16 protein-coding genes and 1 other RNA gene are annotated in these 18,389 nt (G+C 44.4%); 2 read left to right on the forward strand and 15 right to left on the reverse strand.

All coding sequences use genetic code 11. The features are described from left to right. Positions 1-174: 174 nt before the first annotated feature. The 5 genes from rnpB to ACSFXN_RS10360 all read right to left on the reverse strand — a co-directional run bounded on the left by rnpB (position 175) and on the right by ACSFXN_RS10360 (position 4,954). Positions 175-556: RNase P RNA component class B (gene rnpB, locus ACSFXN_RS10340), an RNA gene on the reverse strand. Between the two features lie 49 nt (positions 557-605). Further along, complete coding sequence (gpsB, locus tag ACSFXN_RS10345; RefSeq protein ID WP_300989432.1) at positions 606-899, reverse strand: cell division regulator GpsB; 294 nt, start codon at positions 897-899, stop codon at positions 606-608. Positions 900-1,066: 167 nt separating this feature from the next. Then, positions 1,067-2,314 (reverse strand): ribonuclease H-like domain-containing protein, encoded by a 1,248-nt coding sequence (locus ACSFXN_RS10350; protein WP_437150039.1) that lies wholly within the window; start codon positions 2,312-2,314, stop codon positions 1,067-1,069. Between the two features lie 7 nt (positions 2,315-2,321). Then, positions 2,322-4,592: a DEAD/DEAH box helicase gene (locus ACSFXN_RS10355; RefSeq protein WP_437150041.1), complete on the reverse strand. Its 2,271-nt coding sequence runs from the start codon at positions 4,590-4,592 to the stop codon at positions 2,322-2,324. Then, positions 4,589-4,954, reverse strand: coding sequence for a YppE family protein (locus ACSFXN_RS10360; RefSeq protein WP_437150042.1), 366 nt, complete (start codon positions 4,952-4,954; stop codon positions 4,589-4,591). Before ACSFXN_RS10360 ends, ACSFXN_RS10355 begins: the two co-directional genes overlap by 4 nt. A 294-nt stretch (positions 4,955-5,248) precedes the next feature. On the opposite strand from ACSFXN_RS10360, the gene recU reads away from it, so the two are divergent. Then, positions 5,249-5,845, forward strand: a complete 597-nt coding sequence (gene recU / locus ACSFXN_RS10365) for a Holliday junction resolvase RecU (protein WP_437150043.1) — start codon at positions 5,249-5,251, stop codon at positions 5,843-5,845. Between the two features lie 33 nt (positions 5,846-5,878). Continuing rightward, complete coding sequence (locus ACSFXN_RS10370) at positions 5,879-8,671, forward strand: PBP1A family penicillin-binding protein (RefSeq protein ID WP_437150044.1); 2,793 nt, start codon at positions 5,879-5,881, stop codon at positions 8,669-8,671. 305 nt (positions 8,672-8,976) lie between these two features. Here ACSFXN_RS10370 and ACSFXN_RS10375 read toward each other — a convergent pair whose 3' ends face one another. From ACSFXN_RS10375 to panC, 10 genes are all read right to left on the reverse strand, one after another. Continuing rightward, positions 8,977-9,300: a YpoC family protein gene (locus ACSFXN_RS10375; RefSeq protein WP_437150045.1), complete on the reverse strand. Its 324-nt coding sequence runs from the start codon at positions 9,298-9,300 to the stop codon at positions 8,977-8,979. Then, entirely contained in the window at positions 9,275-9,955 is a 681-nt protein-coding gene (gene nth, locus ACSFXN_RS10380) for an endonuclease III (RefSeq protein WP_301854599.1), read from the reverse strand. The genes ACSFXN_RS10375 and nth overlap by 26 nt, the downstream gene beginning before the upstream one ends. A 12-nt stretch (positions 9,956-9,967) precedes the next feature. Further along, positions 9,968-10,669, reverse strand: a complete 702-nt coding sequence (locus ACSFXN_RS10385) for a DnaD domain-containing protein (protein WP_437150046.1) — start codon at positions 10,667-10,669, stop codon at positions 9,968-9,970. 43 nt (positions 10,670-10,712) lie between these two features. Further along, positions 10,713-12,008 (reverse strand): asparagine--tRNA ligase, encoded by a 1,296-nt coding sequence (asnS, locus tag ACSFXN_RS10390; protein WP_437150047.1) that lies wholly within the window; start codon positions 12,006-12,008, stop codon positions 10,713-10,715. Positions 12,009-12,034: 26 nt separating this feature from the next. Continuing rightward, positions 12,035-13,225 (reverse strand): pyridoxal phosphate-dependent aminotransferase, encoded by a 1,191-nt coding sequence (locus tag ACSFXN_RS10395; RefSeq protein WP_437150048.1) that lies wholly within the window; start codon positions 13,223-13,225, stop codon positions 12,035-12,037. Positions 13,226-13,238: 13 nt separating this feature from the next. Then, positions 13,239-13,715: a cell wall elongation regulator TseB-like domain-containing protein gene (locus ACSFXN_RS10400; RefSeq protein ID WP_437150049.1), complete on the reverse strand. Its 477-nt coding sequence runs from the start codon at positions 13,713-13,715 to the stop codon at positions 13,239-13,241. Positions 13,716-13,723: 8 nt separating this feature from the next. Continuing rightward, positions 13,724-13,894: a YpmA family protein gene (locus tag ACSFXN_RS10405; protein ID WP_300989443.1), complete on the reverse strand. Its 171-nt coding sequence runs from the start codon at positions 13,892-13,894 to the stop codon at positions 13,724-13,726. A 93-nt stretch (positions 13,895-13,987) separates the two neighbouring features. After that, complete coding sequence (gene dinG / locus ACSFXN_RS10410; RefSeq protein WP_437150050.1) at positions 13,988-16,750, reverse strand: ATP-dependent DNA helicase DinG; 2,763 nt, start codon at positions 16,748-16,750, stop codon at positions 13,988-13,990. A 209-nt stretch (positions 16,751-16,959) separates the two neighbouring features. Beyond that, positions 16,960-17,343: an aspartate 1-decarboxylase gene (gene panD / locus ACSFXN_RS10415; protein WP_437150051.1), complete on the reverse strand. Its 384-nt coding sequence runs from the start codon at positions 17,341-17,343 to the stop codon at positions 16,960-16,962. A 3-nt stretch (positions 17,344-17,346) separates the two neighbouring features. Beyond that, positions 17,347-18,183 carry a pantoate--beta-alanine ligase gene (gene panC, locus ACSFXN_RS10420; protein ID WP_437150052.1) on the reverse strand — a complete coding sequence of 279 codons (837 nt, stop codon included), beginning with the start codon at positions 18,181-18,183 and terminating at the stop codon, positions 17,347-17,349. Positions 18,184-18,389: the final 206 nt, after the last annotated feature.

Below are 18,389 nucleotides of genomic sequence, written 5' to 3' on the forward strand. Positions count from 1 at the left end.
TCACAGACCTCGGCCAATGTCTTCGCAGTTTTTTTGCGGAATATCAGCAGATATATATGAATAATTCAATATATATTATTTATCCTTTTTAGGAAAGTTAAGTATATTTTCTGTAATAAGTAGAAAAGCCCCCCTAAAGGAGAGCCTTTGATAATAATTTAAAGCCAAAAGAAATTCTATAAGCCATGTTTTGTTTCCACGTACTCAAACGGCTTGCACCTTGTACTAGTGGACGGCAACCATCTATCTGCATGCCTAAAGCTTGCCTCTTCATCGGTTCATTTCCTTCAGAAAAGTGCCCCTACCATAATTTGGGTTTCTCACTCGCGGGGTTTACCTCGTTCCACCTGCATAATTTCTTATGCAGCTCCGTCACTGTGGCACCTTCAGGGTATTTCGGCCATATCCGAAGACTTAGGCGTTCTACCCGCCGTCAACTGCAAAAGCAGCTGCCTTAGCTTATTGTTTCGCTAAGCGCGATCACTACGGCCATCGCAGGTCCGTGTGAGCATGGACTTTCCTCTCCGGTAAAATACCGGAGCGATTGCCAGAATTTCCAATGGCTTAACAAGTATACGTTATTTCGTTGAATAATTCAATGGAATTTACTTGTTGTTCAATTTATTGCCGAATACGTGGTTTTCAAGATGAGACAACCGGCGCAAAATATCAAAATTCGTTGTCCCCGGAGCCGGAGCGGCCTGTCTTCTCGGCGCTTCTTCCAGTTCTGCACGCAGGCGTTTGTTCTCGTTTTGAAGCTGTTCGATTTTTTTCGAAAAAATCTCGTAGTCTTGAATAATTTCATCTAAAAAATGGTCTACTTCGTCTTGATTATAGCCGCGCATCCCAGTTTTAAAATCTTTTTCTAAAATGTCTTTTGCTGTGAATTTATTGTCCATTTTTATCGTCCTTCCATAAGGTGAAACTGCAATTAGTGAGGAATCCCTGCCCTGTTCATTGCTCGCTGAACCATTCGAACTTGTTCGAGCAGTTCTTACTGCCCTTTAATACAGGATTTAAAAAAACTGCCTTACGCTAAGTATAGCATAAGGCCAGTTTTCCGTGTTTAGTTCCGGGCAACTTCAGACCGTTTTTTTCGCTTTTTTCCTTCCAGGCGCAATAACCTTTTGTCGATATCCTGGATAAGGGAATTCCGGACTTTTGTGTGCTGGCTCGCCTCTTTCGCAAATCCTGCCATGATAATCGCCTGATCCAGATTACTCAGTTGGTGTTCATATAATTTAGCTGCGTGAATCCATGCCTCCACTTCAACTGCTCCGCGTAAATGAGGAGCTGCTTCTTTGAACAGCTGCACCGCTTCCTCGTACTGGCCGTTTCGCTTTTTCTGGATAGCCAGCAAGAACCTGGCAAACGCCGCAGAACTTCCGCGTTGTTGGGTAACATGTTCCAGATACGCGGCACTTTGGTCGAATTGCTTTAAATCTGCGTACCATTTCCCAATATTTGTATAAGCGCCACTTGTTTCAGAAATCAAATCTTGCATCAGCAAATCCGATGACAAAACGTATAAAGACACAAGCGACAAAATATCAAGTTCGTTGTGGTATAAAACTTTTGCCAAGCCATCCGAAAATCCGCTTTTCACAGCATCCAGATAAATCGGCGGAATCAAATACCCCGGCACATCCCCTTCTCGGATAAAACCAAGTTTTTCTTCTTCAATCGTACTTAGTTTCATACGTGCCAATTCGTTTTTCCAAATCCGTTTTGTGCCATGGAACAAATCGATTTGCTGCGGAGTCGGCAGCTTCGGCAATACTTGGCGGTGCATCGTCCATCTGGACGTTAATTGCGGCCAGTCAAAGCTTTTGCCGTTATAGGAAAAAATGATCGGTTCCTCGTCACGCCACAAGCCGGTCTCATACAAAAACGCCGCTTCGTGCGAAGGATCCGGCATAATATACTGTGTCATTTCAAAATGATCCTCTTTTTGGACCAGCAAGCCAATCAGAAAAATATAAGCTCCAGTTCCGCTGAGCCCGGTCGTTTCCGTGTCAAAAAAGACAATCGGATCTCCTTGCTTCAGCTTGAACGGGTGTTCAAACGGCGTCTGTTCCCACGCGGCCAAAACCCGGTTCAATTCATCTAATTGCACTTTGCCATGTATTTGATGAAGAGGGTAATGTATTTTTTTCTCGTAGACAAAACCGAATTTATTTTCTTTCAGCTCTAGTCCGATCTTACGCCATTCCTTTTCGTACAGCGGGCGTTCGACCGCTCTCGCTGCCTGTTTCTTGGCTGGCTGCTTTTTCAGCATGCCTTTCATCTGGAGAAGCTTATTTTCAAAAGACATGGACCGCTCACCTCTCTTTGCGAAGCTCATTCAATAACTTGATGACATGGCTTTTCATGCTGATCGCCGCGTCCTGGGCTCCGATGCATGATGGACAGCCGTCCAGGCATGGACATTCTGATACGTGCTCTTGTGCTTTATCCAACAGCGGCTGCCATAAATCATATATCCGTTCACTGATGCCAATGCCGCCTGGATAAGAATCATGGATGAAAAATGACGGCATGTCGTTATGGGTCGATTTGACTTGCGGCACGACATGCACATCGCGGCGGTCGCATTGTACAAAAATTGGGATGAACGATTCAATGGCATAAGCTGCTCCGGTCATGGTATCCGATAATTCCGAATCGCTAAAGCCGTCGGGTTTGACAAAGCTCAGCCATGTCGAAGAAGTATGCAATTCCTCAGCGGGCAAGGAAATCGGTCCAGAGCCGATATTATCATGGGTATCAAAACGGATTTTCTTAAATATCGTCGGCATGGCGAGTACGGCAATATCTCCGTATTGAACATCCGCATCATGCAATTTTTTGGTTTTGTCTTCACTCATCACTTTCAACTCAATTGCCAGATTGGCATCGGTAAAATAATCAACGTCCACTTCGCGGACATAAGCCTTTTTCTCTTCCCAGTCCAAAATCTCGACTTGGAACTGAGTGCCTTGATGGAGGTAAATCGCTTCTTCATGCAATAAAGTCAAGGCGCTGAAGCGGTCCATTTCTCCGATGACTCTCGTGTCGGCAGGAACAGACTGGTCGATGATCACGACGTTTTCCTGCGATGCTGACCGCAGCGATATATCATGAGCCGGGAAACGGTCGCTCATCCAGTGCCAGCGGTCAGAGGTTTGGACCAGGACGCCTTGTTCCTGCAAATACTCAAGCAATTCCTGCACTTCAAATTCCCCGTATTGGTCATCCGTTCTGAACGGCAATTCAAACGATGCGCATTTTAAATGATCCATCAGGATAATAATATTTTCCGGATGGATCCGCGCTTCTTCCGGTGACTGGTCAAGCAAGTATTCCGGATGATTGATAATATACTGGTCCAGCGCTGTGGATTGCGCTACATAAACGACAAGTGATTCATCCTGCCTTCTTCCCGCTCTTCCCGCCTGCTGCCAAGCGCTCGCAATATTGCCGGGATAACCCGTCATGATGCAAGCCTGCAGTTGGCCGATATCAACGCCAAGTTCGAGCGCATTGGTCGAAACCACGCATTTGATCGTCCCATCCCGCAGCCCTTTTTCAATAGCACGCCGTTCGGTTGGCAAATAGCCTCCCCGGTAGCCTTTAATCGATTCATCCTGCAGCTTGGTTTTTGTTATGGCTTGCAGATAAGTGACCAGCATTTCAACCCGTACCCGGCTTTTGGCAAAAACAATCGTTTGTATCCCTTGTTTCACCAGATGGGTAGCCAAATCGCGGACTTCCAAAACCGCACTTCTCCTTACGCCGAATGTCGGATGGATAATCGGCGGATTGTAGAAGACAATATGCTTTTTGCCGGAAGGCGCCCCGTTTTGGTCAATTAAAACATGATCTGTGTTTGTCAGATTCTCGGCAAGCTCTTTTGGATTGGCAATCGTCGCTGATGTACAGATGAATACCGGATTGCTGCCGTAAAATTCACAAATCCGCTTTAATCGCCGGATTACATGGGCAACATGTGTACCAAAAACGCCTTTATAAGTATGGAGCTCATCTATTACTATATAATGAAGATTTTCAAAAAGTGACACCCATTTAGTGTGGTGAGGCAAAATCGCTGAGTGCAGCATATCGGGATTGGTCATGACAATCTGTCCCGCTTTTCTCACTTTCGTCCGGATAGCCGGAGAAGTATCGCCATCGTATGTGTACGATAAAATATCCTGCTCCGTTTTTTCAATCAAATCATGCAGATCGCTTTTCTGATCCTGCGCCAATGCTTTTGTTGGAAATAAATATAAAGCCCGGGCTCCGGGGTCGTTGAGGATTTTATGAAGCACCGGCAAATGGTAGCAATAAGATTTTCCGGATGCTGTCGGAGTAACTGCAGTAAATGATTTTCCGCTCACTGCCAAATCGAAAGCCTGGCGCTGATGCGTATACAATTGGTCGATGCCTTTTTTGCGGAGTGCCGTTTTCAGGCTTTCGTGCATATCGGCCGGAAAGTCTGCATATGCAGCCGGCTTTTCCTTGACTGTATGCCAATGCTCAATCCGTTCCATCATATCCGGTTCAGTTTTCCACTCTTTCAATAGTTCAGGCAATTTTTTTCTTCTGATCATGTTTCTTCGCTCTTTTCGTCGATTGCCAGCATAAAAGTTTGCAGCGTATACTGTGCAGCTTGAATGGTCTGGATAAAGCGCTTCTTGCTGGTCTCTTTATAGAAGCTTTGCACAAAAAACTGCGCCATCCCTTCAGCGGCATTATCGATCTGTGGTTTGTGTACATATTTAGGGCGTTCTTGCTGAATGTACAACAAGGATTCCCGTTGCCATTCATTTATCTTTTGGTGCCAATAATCTGCGTATGGTTTTACTTCTTCATAAAAGTCCGGAACCGCATCCCGCTCACGCATATCGTAAAAACGGTCCAGGCATTTTCCGCATTCGTCATATAATACGGAAGAGAGTTCTCTAACTGTCATATTGCGTCCCTCCATTGCCATTAGTTTATCATAGAAGCGAAAACGGTACGAATATTAATCCATTGGCAGATAGCGGTGGTCCAACTGGTTGTTGAAGCCTTCATTGAGCTATTAATGAAATAGGAAGAAGCTTCCCCTTTTCTAACGAAAGTTTGTTTTTGTCGAACAGGCATTCTTTTCATTTGGAATTAACCTTCGAATCCGATATTATAAGACTAGCAAATTTGAAACCTTTAGACTTATTCATCGTCTAAATGCTATGTGATATGATAAGGTAAGCGAGGTGTATCACAGATGGCAATAAATTATCCAAATGGCAAAAAGTTCGTCCCTCCAAAAGAAAAAACCGTAAAAAAGAAGAAAAAAGATTTTTCTTTTAGTAATCGGGGTAAAACACTTGAGGACGAATTGAACGAAACCAATGATTATTATCTGCAATTAGGTCTTGCAGTTATCCACAAAAAACCGGTCCCTGTCCAAGTCGTTAAAGTTGAATATCCTTCAAGAAGCGCCGCTGTTATTCGCGAAGCTTATTTCAGAACTCCGTCGACCACTGACTATAACGGAGTATGGAATGGAAGATATGTCGATTTTGAAGCTAAAGAAACGGAGAACAAAACATCTTTTCCACTGAAAAACATACATGACCACCAAATTTATCACATGTCCCAAGTGGTCAAGCATCAAGGATTGGCGTTTCTGATCATCCGTTTTTCTTCCCTTCAGCGGTATTTTATCATGCGTTTTGAAGCACTCGAAGTGTTTTGGAACCGGATGCTCACCGGGGGCCGGAAATCGATAGCGTTAGAGGAAATCGAGGGGACAGCAGTTGAAATAATGCCGGGAGCTTTTCCGCGCATTGATTATTTGCCCGCCCTGCAAAATCTTTAAAATGAAAGTATTTACGAAAGTGAGGAACAGTTTGTGAGTGAAAAACCCCTTTCGCGCGAACAGCGCAGAAAAGCAATCGAACAGCAGAAGAAAACAGGTAAAAAGCAAAACAAAAAACCATTAGGCGGCGGCTGGATCAAGCGCATCTTTTTGACACTTTTGTTAGTAGGAGTATTCGGGTTGCTTTGCGGCATCGGCTTGTTTGCATTTTATGCAAGCAGTGCACCTGAACTCGACGAAGAATTATTGCGTGACCCCATTAGCCCTACTTTCATTGCAGCAGATGGAGAAACCGAAATTCCCTATATAACGTCCGAAAACCGGACTTATGTGGAATATAAAGATATTCCGAAAATGATGGAAGATGCCATTCTTGCTACGGAAGATAACCGGTTTTATGACCACTCTGGCATTGACGTCATCCGCCTTGGCGGTGCTGTTATTGCCAACATTACCGGAGGTTTCGGATCTCAGGGTGCAAGTACAATCACTCAGCAAGTGATTAAAAACTCTTTCTTGTCAAACGACAAAACCTTGAAACGGAAAGCTCAAGAAGCTTATCTTGCTTTCAAGCTTGAAAAAGCTTATTCAAAAGAAGAAATCTTCGAAATGTATTTCAATAAAATCCTCATGTCAGGTAACATTTACGGTTTTGGCACCGCTTCTGAGCACTTTTACGGAAAACCGCTCAGCGAACTTGAATTGCATGAAGCTGCATTATTAGCAGGTATGCCACAAAGCCCGAATGGCTACAACCCGTTCAAAAACCCTGAACGTGCTGAAAAAAGACGCAACGTGGTTTTAAGCCTTATGGAACAGCATGGAAAAATTACCACTGCTGAAAAAGAAGAAGCCCAAGCGGCATCTGTAACGGATTCACTTGTGCCGGAAGACCAGCGCAAAGTTGCAGCAGATACTGGCGAGTATTTGGCATTCATGGAAATGGTCGAAGATGAACTTGAGTCTCTTGAAGGCGGTTATTCATTAGATGAAGGCCTGACCATCTATACAACGCTTGATCCTGCTGTACAAAAAACAGTAAATGAAACAATGGCTTCTGATTTATTTTTTGATGATAAAGTACAGTCCGCATTGACAGTCGTCGATACAAAAACTGGCGGCATCCGTGCAGTTGGTGCTGGCAGAGATTACAGCGGCGATGTCCGCAGAAATTACGCGATAGCGAAAGACCGGGCAGTAGGTTCTACTATTAAGCCGCTGATCGATTACGGCCCGGCGATTGAATATTTGGATTGGTCTACAGGCGAAACGATTGTAGATGAGCCATACTCTTATGAAAGCGGCCAGAAAATCCGCAACGTCGACGGAGATTTTCTTGGACCGATGACAATTCGGGAAGCATTATACCGTTCACGGAACATACCGGCAGTCAAAACGCTCCAAGAAGTTGGAACTGAAAATGCAGCTGAATTCACTCAAAAATTGGGGTTAGATATTGATGGTATTTATGAGTCCACTGCATTGAACTCGGAAGATATATCAACTGTCGAAATGGCTGGCGCTTTTGCAGCATTCGGCAATGGCGGTGTTTTCACAGAACCGCACACTATCACAAAAATCGTTTTCCGTGATGGCACAACAGAACAAGTCGTTAAACCGGAATCCGTTCCTGCAATGAAAGACAGCACTGCGTATATGGTCACGGATATGCTACGAGATGTTGTAGATCCGAATTTGCGCGGATCAACAGGCAAGGAAGCGGCCATCAGCGGCTTGGATCTTGCCGGTAAAACCGGAACATCAAACTATTCGGAAGATGAACTTAGAGACAATAATCTCGATTCCTCTTCCGCACCGGATATTTGGTTTGCTGGTTATACACCCGAATACTCAATTTCTGTTTGGAGCGGATATCCGACAAGAAAAGTCGGCATCGATACCGCTTCTGATGAACGCCTGCTTTCGCAGCGCGTTTTCAAAACCGTTATGTCTGAAATTTCATCAGGATCTGGTGAGTTTGAAAAACCGGATTCTGTTGTAGAACTTGAAGTTGAAGAAGGAAGTTCCCCTCTTAAACTGGCAAGTGCTTATACTCCTTACAGCTTAAGAAGCACGGAATTATTCGTGCGCGGCACAGAACCAAACCAAGTATCACAAAGATATGTTAAAGAAGACTTGGACACTCCATCAGGCTTGCGTGCAAGCGTTGATGGCAATACAGCTAACCTATCTTGGAATTATGATGATACTGACGGTGTCGCTTTTAAAGTGACTGTCGAAGTAGATGGCAACAATACTACTCTGGACACGACAAGCAATATGAGTTACTCATTTAATGGCCTTGAAGAAGGAAAAACCTATACGTTCCGAGTAACTGCAGTCAGCAATAACGATGCGAGCGACCCGGCTTCCGTTAGAGTATCGGTAGCTGCAGCTCCTGAAGAGCCGGAAGAAGAACCGGCTGAGGAACCAGAAGAGCCGGCCGAAGAACCGAAAGAAGAACCTGCCGAAGAGCCAGCTGAAGAACCGACTGAAGAGCCAACTGAACCAGTTGAACCGGAACAGCCGGCCGAAGAACCGGTTGAACCGGAAGAACCTGCCGAAGAACCGGTTGAACCGGAAGAACCGGTTGAACCAGAAGAACCGGCTGAAGAACCGGTTGAACCGGAACAGCCAGCTGAAGATGAAGGCAATGGCAACAGCGGTAATGGTAATAGCAATAGTAATGGCAATGGAGGCGAAGGCAATAGTGAAGGTGGAGCAAATCCCGCTTCAGTCCCAACTGAAACTCCTTCTGCTAAAACTCCACCTGCAGGGACCCCTCCTGCAGAGACTCCAGCAGCTGAAGAAAATACCCAGCCGTAAGAGAATATTAGAAACCCGCTTCTGCTTAAAAGCAGAAGCGGGTTTTTTGTTTATTATGAAAGCTAAATAAGTTGAACTAATAATAGTTAGCGGTCGATATTCCGCAAAACAGCTATCGAAGCAATGCAGAAACAGGAGCAGGAGGTTTTTAACTATGGGAGGAGTATCTTCCTCGCTTCTTGCGAGAGCCTTGCCCAAAGCGGCCGAAGCGGTGTATTAAAGAGCAATATATTAATTTAACCATAGATGAATCTGAACAAAAAAGCTGCCGAGAATTTCTCGGCAGCTTGATTTGAATTTCCACTTTACTCTTCTAACCTTTTTAACTGGACACGCTTAGAAGCGATCAATTTTTTCATTTCGGCAAACAACTCATCTAATTGGCGGAATGCTGCATAATTAGATGGCCGCTGTTCAATAAACATGAGCCGTTCCTGTCCGTTAAGAGGAGTAATCTGACCATTACATTGCTGTAATAAATTTTTATATAATATGATTCCATCTGCCATCGCATTTTGGCCTTTACTGTCCCGCAGCCGATGACTATTTTCAATAACTTCTTTCAATATAGTCCACTGGTTGAAAAATGGATCTGTCTTTTCTTTAATTAACCTCTGTGACAATTTCATGCTTGACCAGCCCTTTTTTATCCCGTTTTTGACCTTCTCTGCAACGATCAAACAAAGGGCAAATGTGGCAGCCAGGATTTTGGGCTTTGCAGTGATAACGGCCGAAAAATATGATTTGATGATGGGTTTTCGACCAGTCTTCTGCCGGCGTTTTTTTCATGATGGTTTCTTCCACTTGCAGCGGGTTGTCTTTCCAGCGGTTCAAGCCGAGCCTTTTGGCTACCCGTTCTACATGAGTATCCACTGCAAGAGCAGGAATCCCGAACGCCACTGACACTACAACGTTTGCTGTTTTGCGTCCCACTCCCGGCAATGTCATCAGCAAATCCCGGTCTGCCGGTACAGTGCTATTGTATTCATCGATCAAGATTCTGCTGAGCGCTTGAATGTTCTTCGCTTTGTTTCGGAACAGTCCGATCGAACGGATATCCAGCTGCAATTCTTCCAGCGGCACAGAAACATAATCTTCAGGTGTGTGATACTTTTGAAAAAGATCAGCTGTAACCTTATTAACCAGCTTATCGGTGCATTGCGCCGACAGTAATGTGGCGATCAGCAAATCAAACGGATTGCGGTGTATCAGCTCACAATGGGCATCTGGAAACATATGATCCATTTCTTCCAAGCATAGCTGCCATTCTTTTTTTGACATCATTTGGGTCACCTTCTAATTCCGGTCCTCCAGCCAATTGTAGAATTGCACTTTTTTTGCATTATTTGCTGCAGGCTGAAGCTGGATATTTTTTTCTCTGAACGAAGTTGCATGCCGTGTAACTTCGTTCGAAGTTGTAATGTTTTTCTTTTTCCATTCAAACAAAATCCGGTCTACGTAGCGCAGGCTGATTTTTTGGGAAATCACGGCTTCTTTCAATGCCATCCGGATAATGGCCGGTGTATGCCCGTCTTGATCCATCCACATTGAAATGGTTTCAATTTCCATTGGAGATAAAAAGCGTCCAAACTCTTGCTCGAATAATTGGAAGATTTCTCCTTCCAATGCTTTTTGCGAGTTTTCTTTTTCTGCATGCTGTTCTTTATAGACACAATCCAATAATCTGTCCCACAGCGGCTGAAGAGAAATTCGTTCTGTTAAAATGTCTTTTTCTTTTTCTTGCTCTATCGCCAAATAGCCTTGCTGCATCAGTTTCTGCAGCATCGTAGTCACGCTTTTTTGCGTCGTCATCATGCGGGACCCGATTTCATCCGGTGTCGGAAAGGGATTTCCTGCCTGTTGGAATGCATGAACATGCATAATGAGCATAGCTTCTTCATCAGTTATCTTCAACTCTTTATAAAAGCGAAAAAAGAGCTGGGAAATGCTAACATTTCCCTGCTCGATCCAAGTGTGCAATCGATTCGGTTGTTTCATATCCCAACCACCTTTCTATTGTTAATTCTCAAAATCATTATTCTTATGGGTATAAACGGTTCAATAGGCGCGGGAACGGAATTGATTCTCTGACATGTTCTGCTCCGCTGATCCAAGCAACCGTACGCTCTAGCCCAAGCCCGAAGCCTGAATGCGGCACAGCTCCGTATTTGCTCAGTTCCAAATACCAGGCATATGCATTTTCATCCAAGTTATGCTCCTGGATGCGCTGTTTCATCAAGTCGTAATCGTGGATGCGCTCTGATCCGCCGATGATTTCCCCGTATCCTTCAGGTGCGATCATGTCTGCACATAAAACGACGTCATCACGGTCTGGATGCGGCTGCATATAGAACGGTTTGATGCCTATAGGATAGTTGATGATGAATACCGGCATTTCGTAGCTCTCGGCAATCGCTGTTTCATGCGGCGCTCCGAAGTCTTCGCCCCATTTAATATCGTCAAAACCGTTGTCATTCAACCATTTGATGGCATCATCATATGTAATGCGCGGGAATGGTGCTTTAATTTTTTCAAGTTTCGTAGTATCTCGTTCCAGTCTTTCCAGTTCCAGTTGGCAATTTTTCAATACCGATTGCACTAAATGTGTCACATATTGTTCTTGCACTTCCAGGCTTTCCGCATGTTCCATAAACGCCATTTCCGGTTCGATCATCCAGAATTCAATCAAGTGGCGGCGCGTCTTCGATTTTTCCGCACGGAATGTCGGGCCGAATGAAAACACTTTGCCCAGCGCCATCGCTGCCGCTTCCATATACAATTGGCCCGATTGGGACAAGTAAGCATCTTCATCAAAGTATTTTGTAGCGAAAAGCTCAGAAGTTCCTTCTGGTGCTGACCCTGTCAATATAGGCGGGTCCACTTTCACAAAGCCATTGTCATTGAAAAATTCGTAAGTTGCACGGATGATTTCGTTGCGGATTTTCATAATAGCATGCTGCTTGCGTGAACGCAGCCATAAATGGCGGTTGTCCATCAAAAATTCCGTACCGTGTTCTTTCGGCGTAATCGGAAAATCTTTCGCTTCATGGATGACTTCGATGCCAGTTACGGCAAGTTCATAGCCGAAAGAAGAACGCTCGTCTTCTTTCACTTCTCCTGTTACGTATAATGAAGTTTCCTGTGTCAACGATTTGGCAGTGGCGAACAACTCATCGCCCACTTCCGCTTTAACCACAACAGCTTGTACAAATCCAGAGCCGTCCCGCAATTGCAGAAAAGCAATTTTCCCGCTTGAACGCTTGTTTGATACCCAAGCGCCTAATTTAACTGTTTGTCCGTTGTATTTTGCCATCTCAGCAATTGTTATCTTTTTCATCATAGCCTCCAGAAATTATAATTCAATCAGTCTTTCCATTTTGAAGATACAAATTGATGGATCCGTTCAACCGCTTCCGTCAGCGATTCAAGAGAAGTCGCGTACGATAGGCGGATCGTATCATGGGCGCCAAAACCGGAGCCTGGAATAACTGCCACATTCGCTTCCGTCAATAAACCCGTTACGAAATCATCAACTGAAGCATAACCGGTTTTATGCGCTGCCTCGGAAACATCCGGCAACAAGTAAAATGCACCTTGTGGACGGATTACTTTAAATCCAGGAATGGCCTCAAGTTTAGGGAAAATTGCTTCCAAACGGCTTTCAAATGCCTGGCGCATTTCCTCTACTGTATCCTGTGGGCCGTTATATGCTTCAATTGCGGCATACTGTGAAGTCGTAGTTGGATTTGACGTTGAATGGCTTGCAAGATCCGTCATCGCCTTAATCAGTTCTGCGTCGCCTGCTGCATAACCTATTCGCCATCCGGTCATTGAATGAGATTTTGATACGCCATTAATGACAATTGTGCGGTTTTTCGCATCTTCCGATAAGGTTGCTATGGACGTATGCACCGTATCCCCGTAGATTAATTTTTCATATATTTCATCTGAAATGATTAAAATATCGGATTCGCGGCATACTTCTGCCAGCTCCACCATTTCTTCTTTTGTATAGATCATGCCAGTCGGGTTGCTTGGTGAATTGATGATCACTGCTTTTGTCCGGTCCGTAATAGCTTCTCTCAGCTGCTGCGCTGAAATTTTATATGCTTGGCTGGCTGTTGCCTCTATGTATACCGGAACGCCTTGCGCCAGTTTGACTTGTTCCGGATAGCTGACCCAATAAGGAATCGGAATGATGACTTCGTCGCCTTCATTCAGCAAAACTTGGAATAAGGTGTACAGCACATGTTTCGCACCGATGCCGACCATAATTTCTTTTGGCTCGTAGGACAGATTTTGATCGCGCTGCAATTTATTGATGACGGCTTCTTTTAACGCTGGAAGACCGCCTGCAGGAGTGTATTTTGTTTTTCCTTCTTTCATCGACTGATAAGCCGCTTGTAAAATGTTTTCCGGTGTATTGTAATCCGGTTCACCGGCTCCAAGACCGATAATATCGACACCTTGTGCTTTTAACTCATTTGCTTTGGCTGTAATGGCCAGAGTTGTTGATGGGGTTAAAGTTTGTACGCGATCTGCTAAGTTGATCAATGGTTCCACCCTTTCACAAATTAAGTATTTGTTTCCATGTAGTGCCGTCATTAGCCAAGATATAGACGTAGTTTAGCTGATCTTGTTTATTGACGTAGGCAATTTCCCATACAGGTCCCTTGCTTTCCATGCCCAGTTTTGTATGGAGGATTTCTTTGACGTCTTTATCAGCGAGCGCTTTTTCACGAGCTTGTTGGGGAGTCACCGCTCCTTCAAGCGGCACAGTCTTCAGCTCTCCTTTTCCGGCCGGTACAAATACTGCTTTTAATGCACCTTTTGAATCTGTTCCAATGACCGTTACAGAAGTTTGCTTATTGGAATAAACATATGCCTGCTGAATATCCTCCAGCAGAAAGTCATTTTCCACTCGCTCTATTGCTTGTTTTTCCACTTCTGCATATGGCTTATTGCCTGCGACAATAACGCCGATCATCAATGCCACAGCCAGAAAAGAAAGAAAGCCCAGAATGAATGTAATCCATTGCTTCATTTAATCACCTAAGTCTTATAAATTGTAAAGACCGCTTTTTCCGGATCTTCTTTATCAAGTGCTAAGCCGAACATCAGATTATTATGCTTTAAAGTACGGTTCAAGGCGTCTACCACTTTGTATAAATCCGCATTATATTTCACATTTACAGTGGATAACACTTCAATTTTTGATTCCATGCCAGCGACCTTCCTTTCATTTGCTTGCCGTCTATACGGTTATAGTGATGCATCCGCCAGAAAAAATATTCTTGTCAGATGCCTGCCTCATTATCATTGCTTATTATACCAATCTTCAATATCCGTTACCATCTTTTCTAAAGACACTTTTGATACTTTCACTTTTGGCAAAGCATTCAAAAATTCAATGCCATATGATTTCGTTTCAATCCTTCTATCCAGAACGATGAACATGCCTTGGTCATTTTTGGAACGGATCAGCCTGCCGAAACCTTGGCGCAAACGCAGTACTGCTTCTGGCAAGGCGTAATGCAGAAACGGATTGATGCCTTCTTTTGAAATGACTTCAGATCTGGCTTTGAAAATCGGCTCATCCGGTGATGTAAACGGCAAGCGCACGACTACAACGGCCCGCAGCGCATCACCAGGCACGTCGACTCCTTCCCAGAAACTGTTTGTCCCAAACAGGACCGACTTCTGAAAACGCTGAAATGATTTTAACAGCCTCATCCTGCTGCCAGATGAAATTCCTTGCGCAAACAGCATATAGTCGTCCAATAAACCGGTATCCTGGATCAAGTCCACTGTTTTTCTCAGCATGTCCTGCGATGTGAAAAGCACAAAACAACGCCCTTCCGTAACAAGTACAGTCTGAATGACCGCATCTGCTACCGACTCAATATAATCGCTTTGGGAAACTTGCTGGATATCCGGCATATCTTCGACGATGAAAACGCGTGCTCCTTGGTAAAATTCTTTTGGCGGCTCAAACTTCGTAATGGGTACATCCTGTGGTATGCCCAGCTGATTAACGATAAAACGTTCATTGGACGGGACACTCATCGTACCCGACAGCCAGATAATCGCTTTTTCTCCCCGTACAGGCCCAATGACTTTTTGAACAATCGAAGTCACTTCAAAAGGCTGCTTGTAAAGTGACAAACTCGTCGGCAAGCTTCTTAAATCGCCTTCTATCCAACTGACTTCATCCTCGAGCGGGAACACAAAGATTTCACTGAATTCCACTGCTTTGACCATTAACTCTTCCGTCCAATACCGCCAATCTGTAATGACCAATTTGTCCTGGATCGACGTTTCCGTCAACCGTTCTGCTTTTTGCAAAATAAGCTGGGACATATCAATCCACTCGTTCAAATAACGCAGCAAATCCATAAAACGTGCTTTATCATAGGGCATTTCGCTTAATAACGAAGCGCATTTCTTATGGCGGCTGCCTCTGAACTTCGCTAAAAATTCAGCTGTCAGCATCGCGGATATTTCATCAAATAACGAGACGAATTTAATAAACAACGATTCCAGTTGAAGCATTTCCGGAATCGACGAAAAACCGGTTTTTTCTGCAGTTTTATATAATTTAGCAAATAACTGCTGATCGTCATACGTGCCAAGTTGCCCAAAAATATATTTCCATTGCGTATAAACAAATGTTTTTTCATGCTGCGAAACAGCTGCCTGTACGACTTGGTGGGCTTCATCCCAGATAAAAGCATCAGTGTTCGCTAATATATTCGAACTGGTCAAGCGCTGATTTAATAAGAACGAATGGTTGGTGACGATTACATGGGCATGCTTCGAACGCTCCAAGGCAAACTCATAAAAATCGTATGCTTTTTCATCACGCGATAACCTTCTGAGATGCGAACGCCGGATTTTATCCAGCACAAACTGGCCGCCGCTTGAAGCATTTAACTCGTTTAAATCGCCGGTTTCAGTTGACGTCAGCCAGATCAGCACTTGCATGATGGTGAAAGTTTCATCATACGACTCATCTTCGCCTTGTAATAGCTCATTAAACCTCGACAAATCAATATAATGGCTCAATCCTTTGACTAAGACGAGCCGTACCGGAGCACCGACGATCTGTTCAACAATTTTCCCTTCTTTTTGAACCAGTTGATCCTGCAAATGAGTGGTATACGTGCTAATCAGCACCTGCTTGCCTGTTTCAATCGCATGATTGACCGCAGGCAATAAATAAGCGATCGTCTTCCCCATTCCGGTAGAAGCTTCAATCACTCGTTCTTCTCCGCCTTTCAGCGCCTTCTGAATCGAAGCCATCATATCAAACTGGCTTTGCCGCCGTTCAAACTGAGGAAATACCGCTTCAAGGCGCTGTTCCCAATCAATCGCAGCAGCATGGCTATTGGATATATCGTTACTTTCCAGTTTCCGCCGTTTTAGCGGCAAGCCGTTGAAACGGGCAAAGTCATCCATTTGGGCGTTCCTTTTTTGCTGCGTCAATTCAAAAAAGAGACGGGATAAATCGGACTTCAGCTGAAAAGAGCGTTTATGCAATTGAGCTAGTGTATCATAAGGCAATTTTCCCAAGTCTTCTATTGCTTTTAAAAACAAATGCGCCGTCGCTAATGCGTCATCATCTGCACGATGGGCACTTTTAAGCGGAATTCCCAGTTCCGCAGCAATATCCTGCAATTTATAACTGTATGCAGTCGGATACATCAAACGGGCCATCTCCACTGTATCCATCGTCAAACCGTGCCATTTCGGCAATCCGCTGCCGGTTAGTTCAGCCTGCAAAAACGGCAAATCGAAATTGGTGTTATGTGCCACGAATATGGCATTCTGCAATTTTTCAAAAATCAATGCAGCGTGCGCCTCAAACGGCAGCGCATCCGCTACATCCTGTTCGTTAATATTCGTCAAATCCTGGATAAAGGCCGGTATTTTCCGCCCAGGATTGATAAACTCGGTGTATGTATCGGTAATTTTATTATTTTCAATCGTTACCATCGCTATTTGAATAATCCGGTCACCTTTAGCAGGGGAATGGCCTGTAGTTTCAATATCGACAACGACATATTTTTCGGTGTTCATCACAAGCCCTCTTTCTCAGGTGGTTCTTTCATAAAAAATTGTAACATATCCTGGCTCTTTCCGTCTGTCAGCCGAAACACAAATCTCTTTCATTGTACGGGTGATTGCCATAAAAATGATACAAAGACCCTTCCGTACACACACGCGGTATTCCGGCATTCGTTAATATGTCCATATAAAAAAGCCTCCGAAATCGGAGGCCTCCTGTTTCACATAATTGTCGCTTCGGGTTCATAATGGATAATTTCACGGACTTTGTTGTTTTCATCCATGATGGCGACAGTCGGTTTGTGGCCGCGGGCATTTTCGTCCATCACATAGCCATAAGTCAAAATAATGACAATGTCCCCTTTTTGTACAAGGCGAGCTGCTGCTCCGTTGACACAAATCACGCCGCTACCGCGCTCCCCTGCAATGATATAGGTTTCAAAACGAGCGCCGTTGTTATTATTGACCACATGGACTTTCTCGTTCGGCAGCATACCGACTTGATCCAATAAATCCTGGTCAATTGTAATGCTGCCGACATAGTTCAAGTCTGCCTGCGTCACTGTGGCACGGTGTATTTTAGAATTGAGCATCATTCGTAACATGTCTTAGTTCCCCTTTATGTTGAAGATTAAGTTATCAATCAAACGTGCTTTTTCAAACTGCACAGCAAGCGCAAGGATTGCTTCGTCTTCGATATCGTTAGTCAATGCCGGATAAGCGAGCAGTTCGATATAGTCAATGGTTCCGGAAATGCGGCCGTCGAGATAATTCCGGACTACTGCTACCGGGTCTCTGCCTTCGATCGCCGCCTGTCTTCCCAGCTGCAGCGCTTGTTGAAGATGCGGTGCTTCTTGGCGTTCTGCTTCGCTTAAATAGACATTCCGTGAACTTTTTGCCAGCCCGTCCGCTTCCCGGACAGTTTCGCCGCGGCGGATAGTGAGCGGAAAATTATAATCTTCCACAAGCGATTCAATAATCGCCAGCTGCTGAGCATCTTTCTGGCCAAAATAAGCGCGGTCCGCTTGCGTCAAATGGAATAATTTTGTGACCACTTTCAGCACACCATCAAAATGGCCCGGCCGCTTCGCTCCGCATAACACATCAGCAAGTGCACCAGCTGAAATGCTGATCTGTGACTTACGCGGATACATCTCTTCAACCGACGGTGCAAAAATGACATCGGTGCCCGCTTCTTCTGCTAATTGCCGGTCGCGATCCCAATCTCTTGGATAGCGGTCAAAATCCTCATTGGGGCCGAACTGTGCAGGATTGACAAAAATGCTCATGACGACACAGTCATTTTCCGCTTTTGCTTTATTGACAAGTGAAATATGGCCATCATGCAGAAAGCCCATTGTCGGTACCAGTCCGATCGTTTTTCCAGACTCTTTGGTTTTTTTGACCCAGCTTTTCAGTTCTTGGATCGTTTCAATCGTTTGCAAAACTCTTTCTCTCCTCTCAGGAAGAAAACCATATAAAAAGCCTTCCGTCAAAAAAGACAGAAGGACAGAAAATTCGAATTCGGTTTCCTCCGTCCCTGTCATATAGTAGATCAAGGCAGATATTTAAATTATAAAGTTATCAGATGAATAAATCCGGTGCAGTTCGCAAGTGATACTGCCCTTTAAAATACTATAGCAGAACTCTA

The organism is Planococcus sp. 1R117A (genome assembly GCF_051417975.1).
Taxonomy (GTDB): Bacteria; Bacillota; Bacilli; order Bacillales_A; family Planococcaceae; genus Planococcus; species Planococcus shenhongbingii.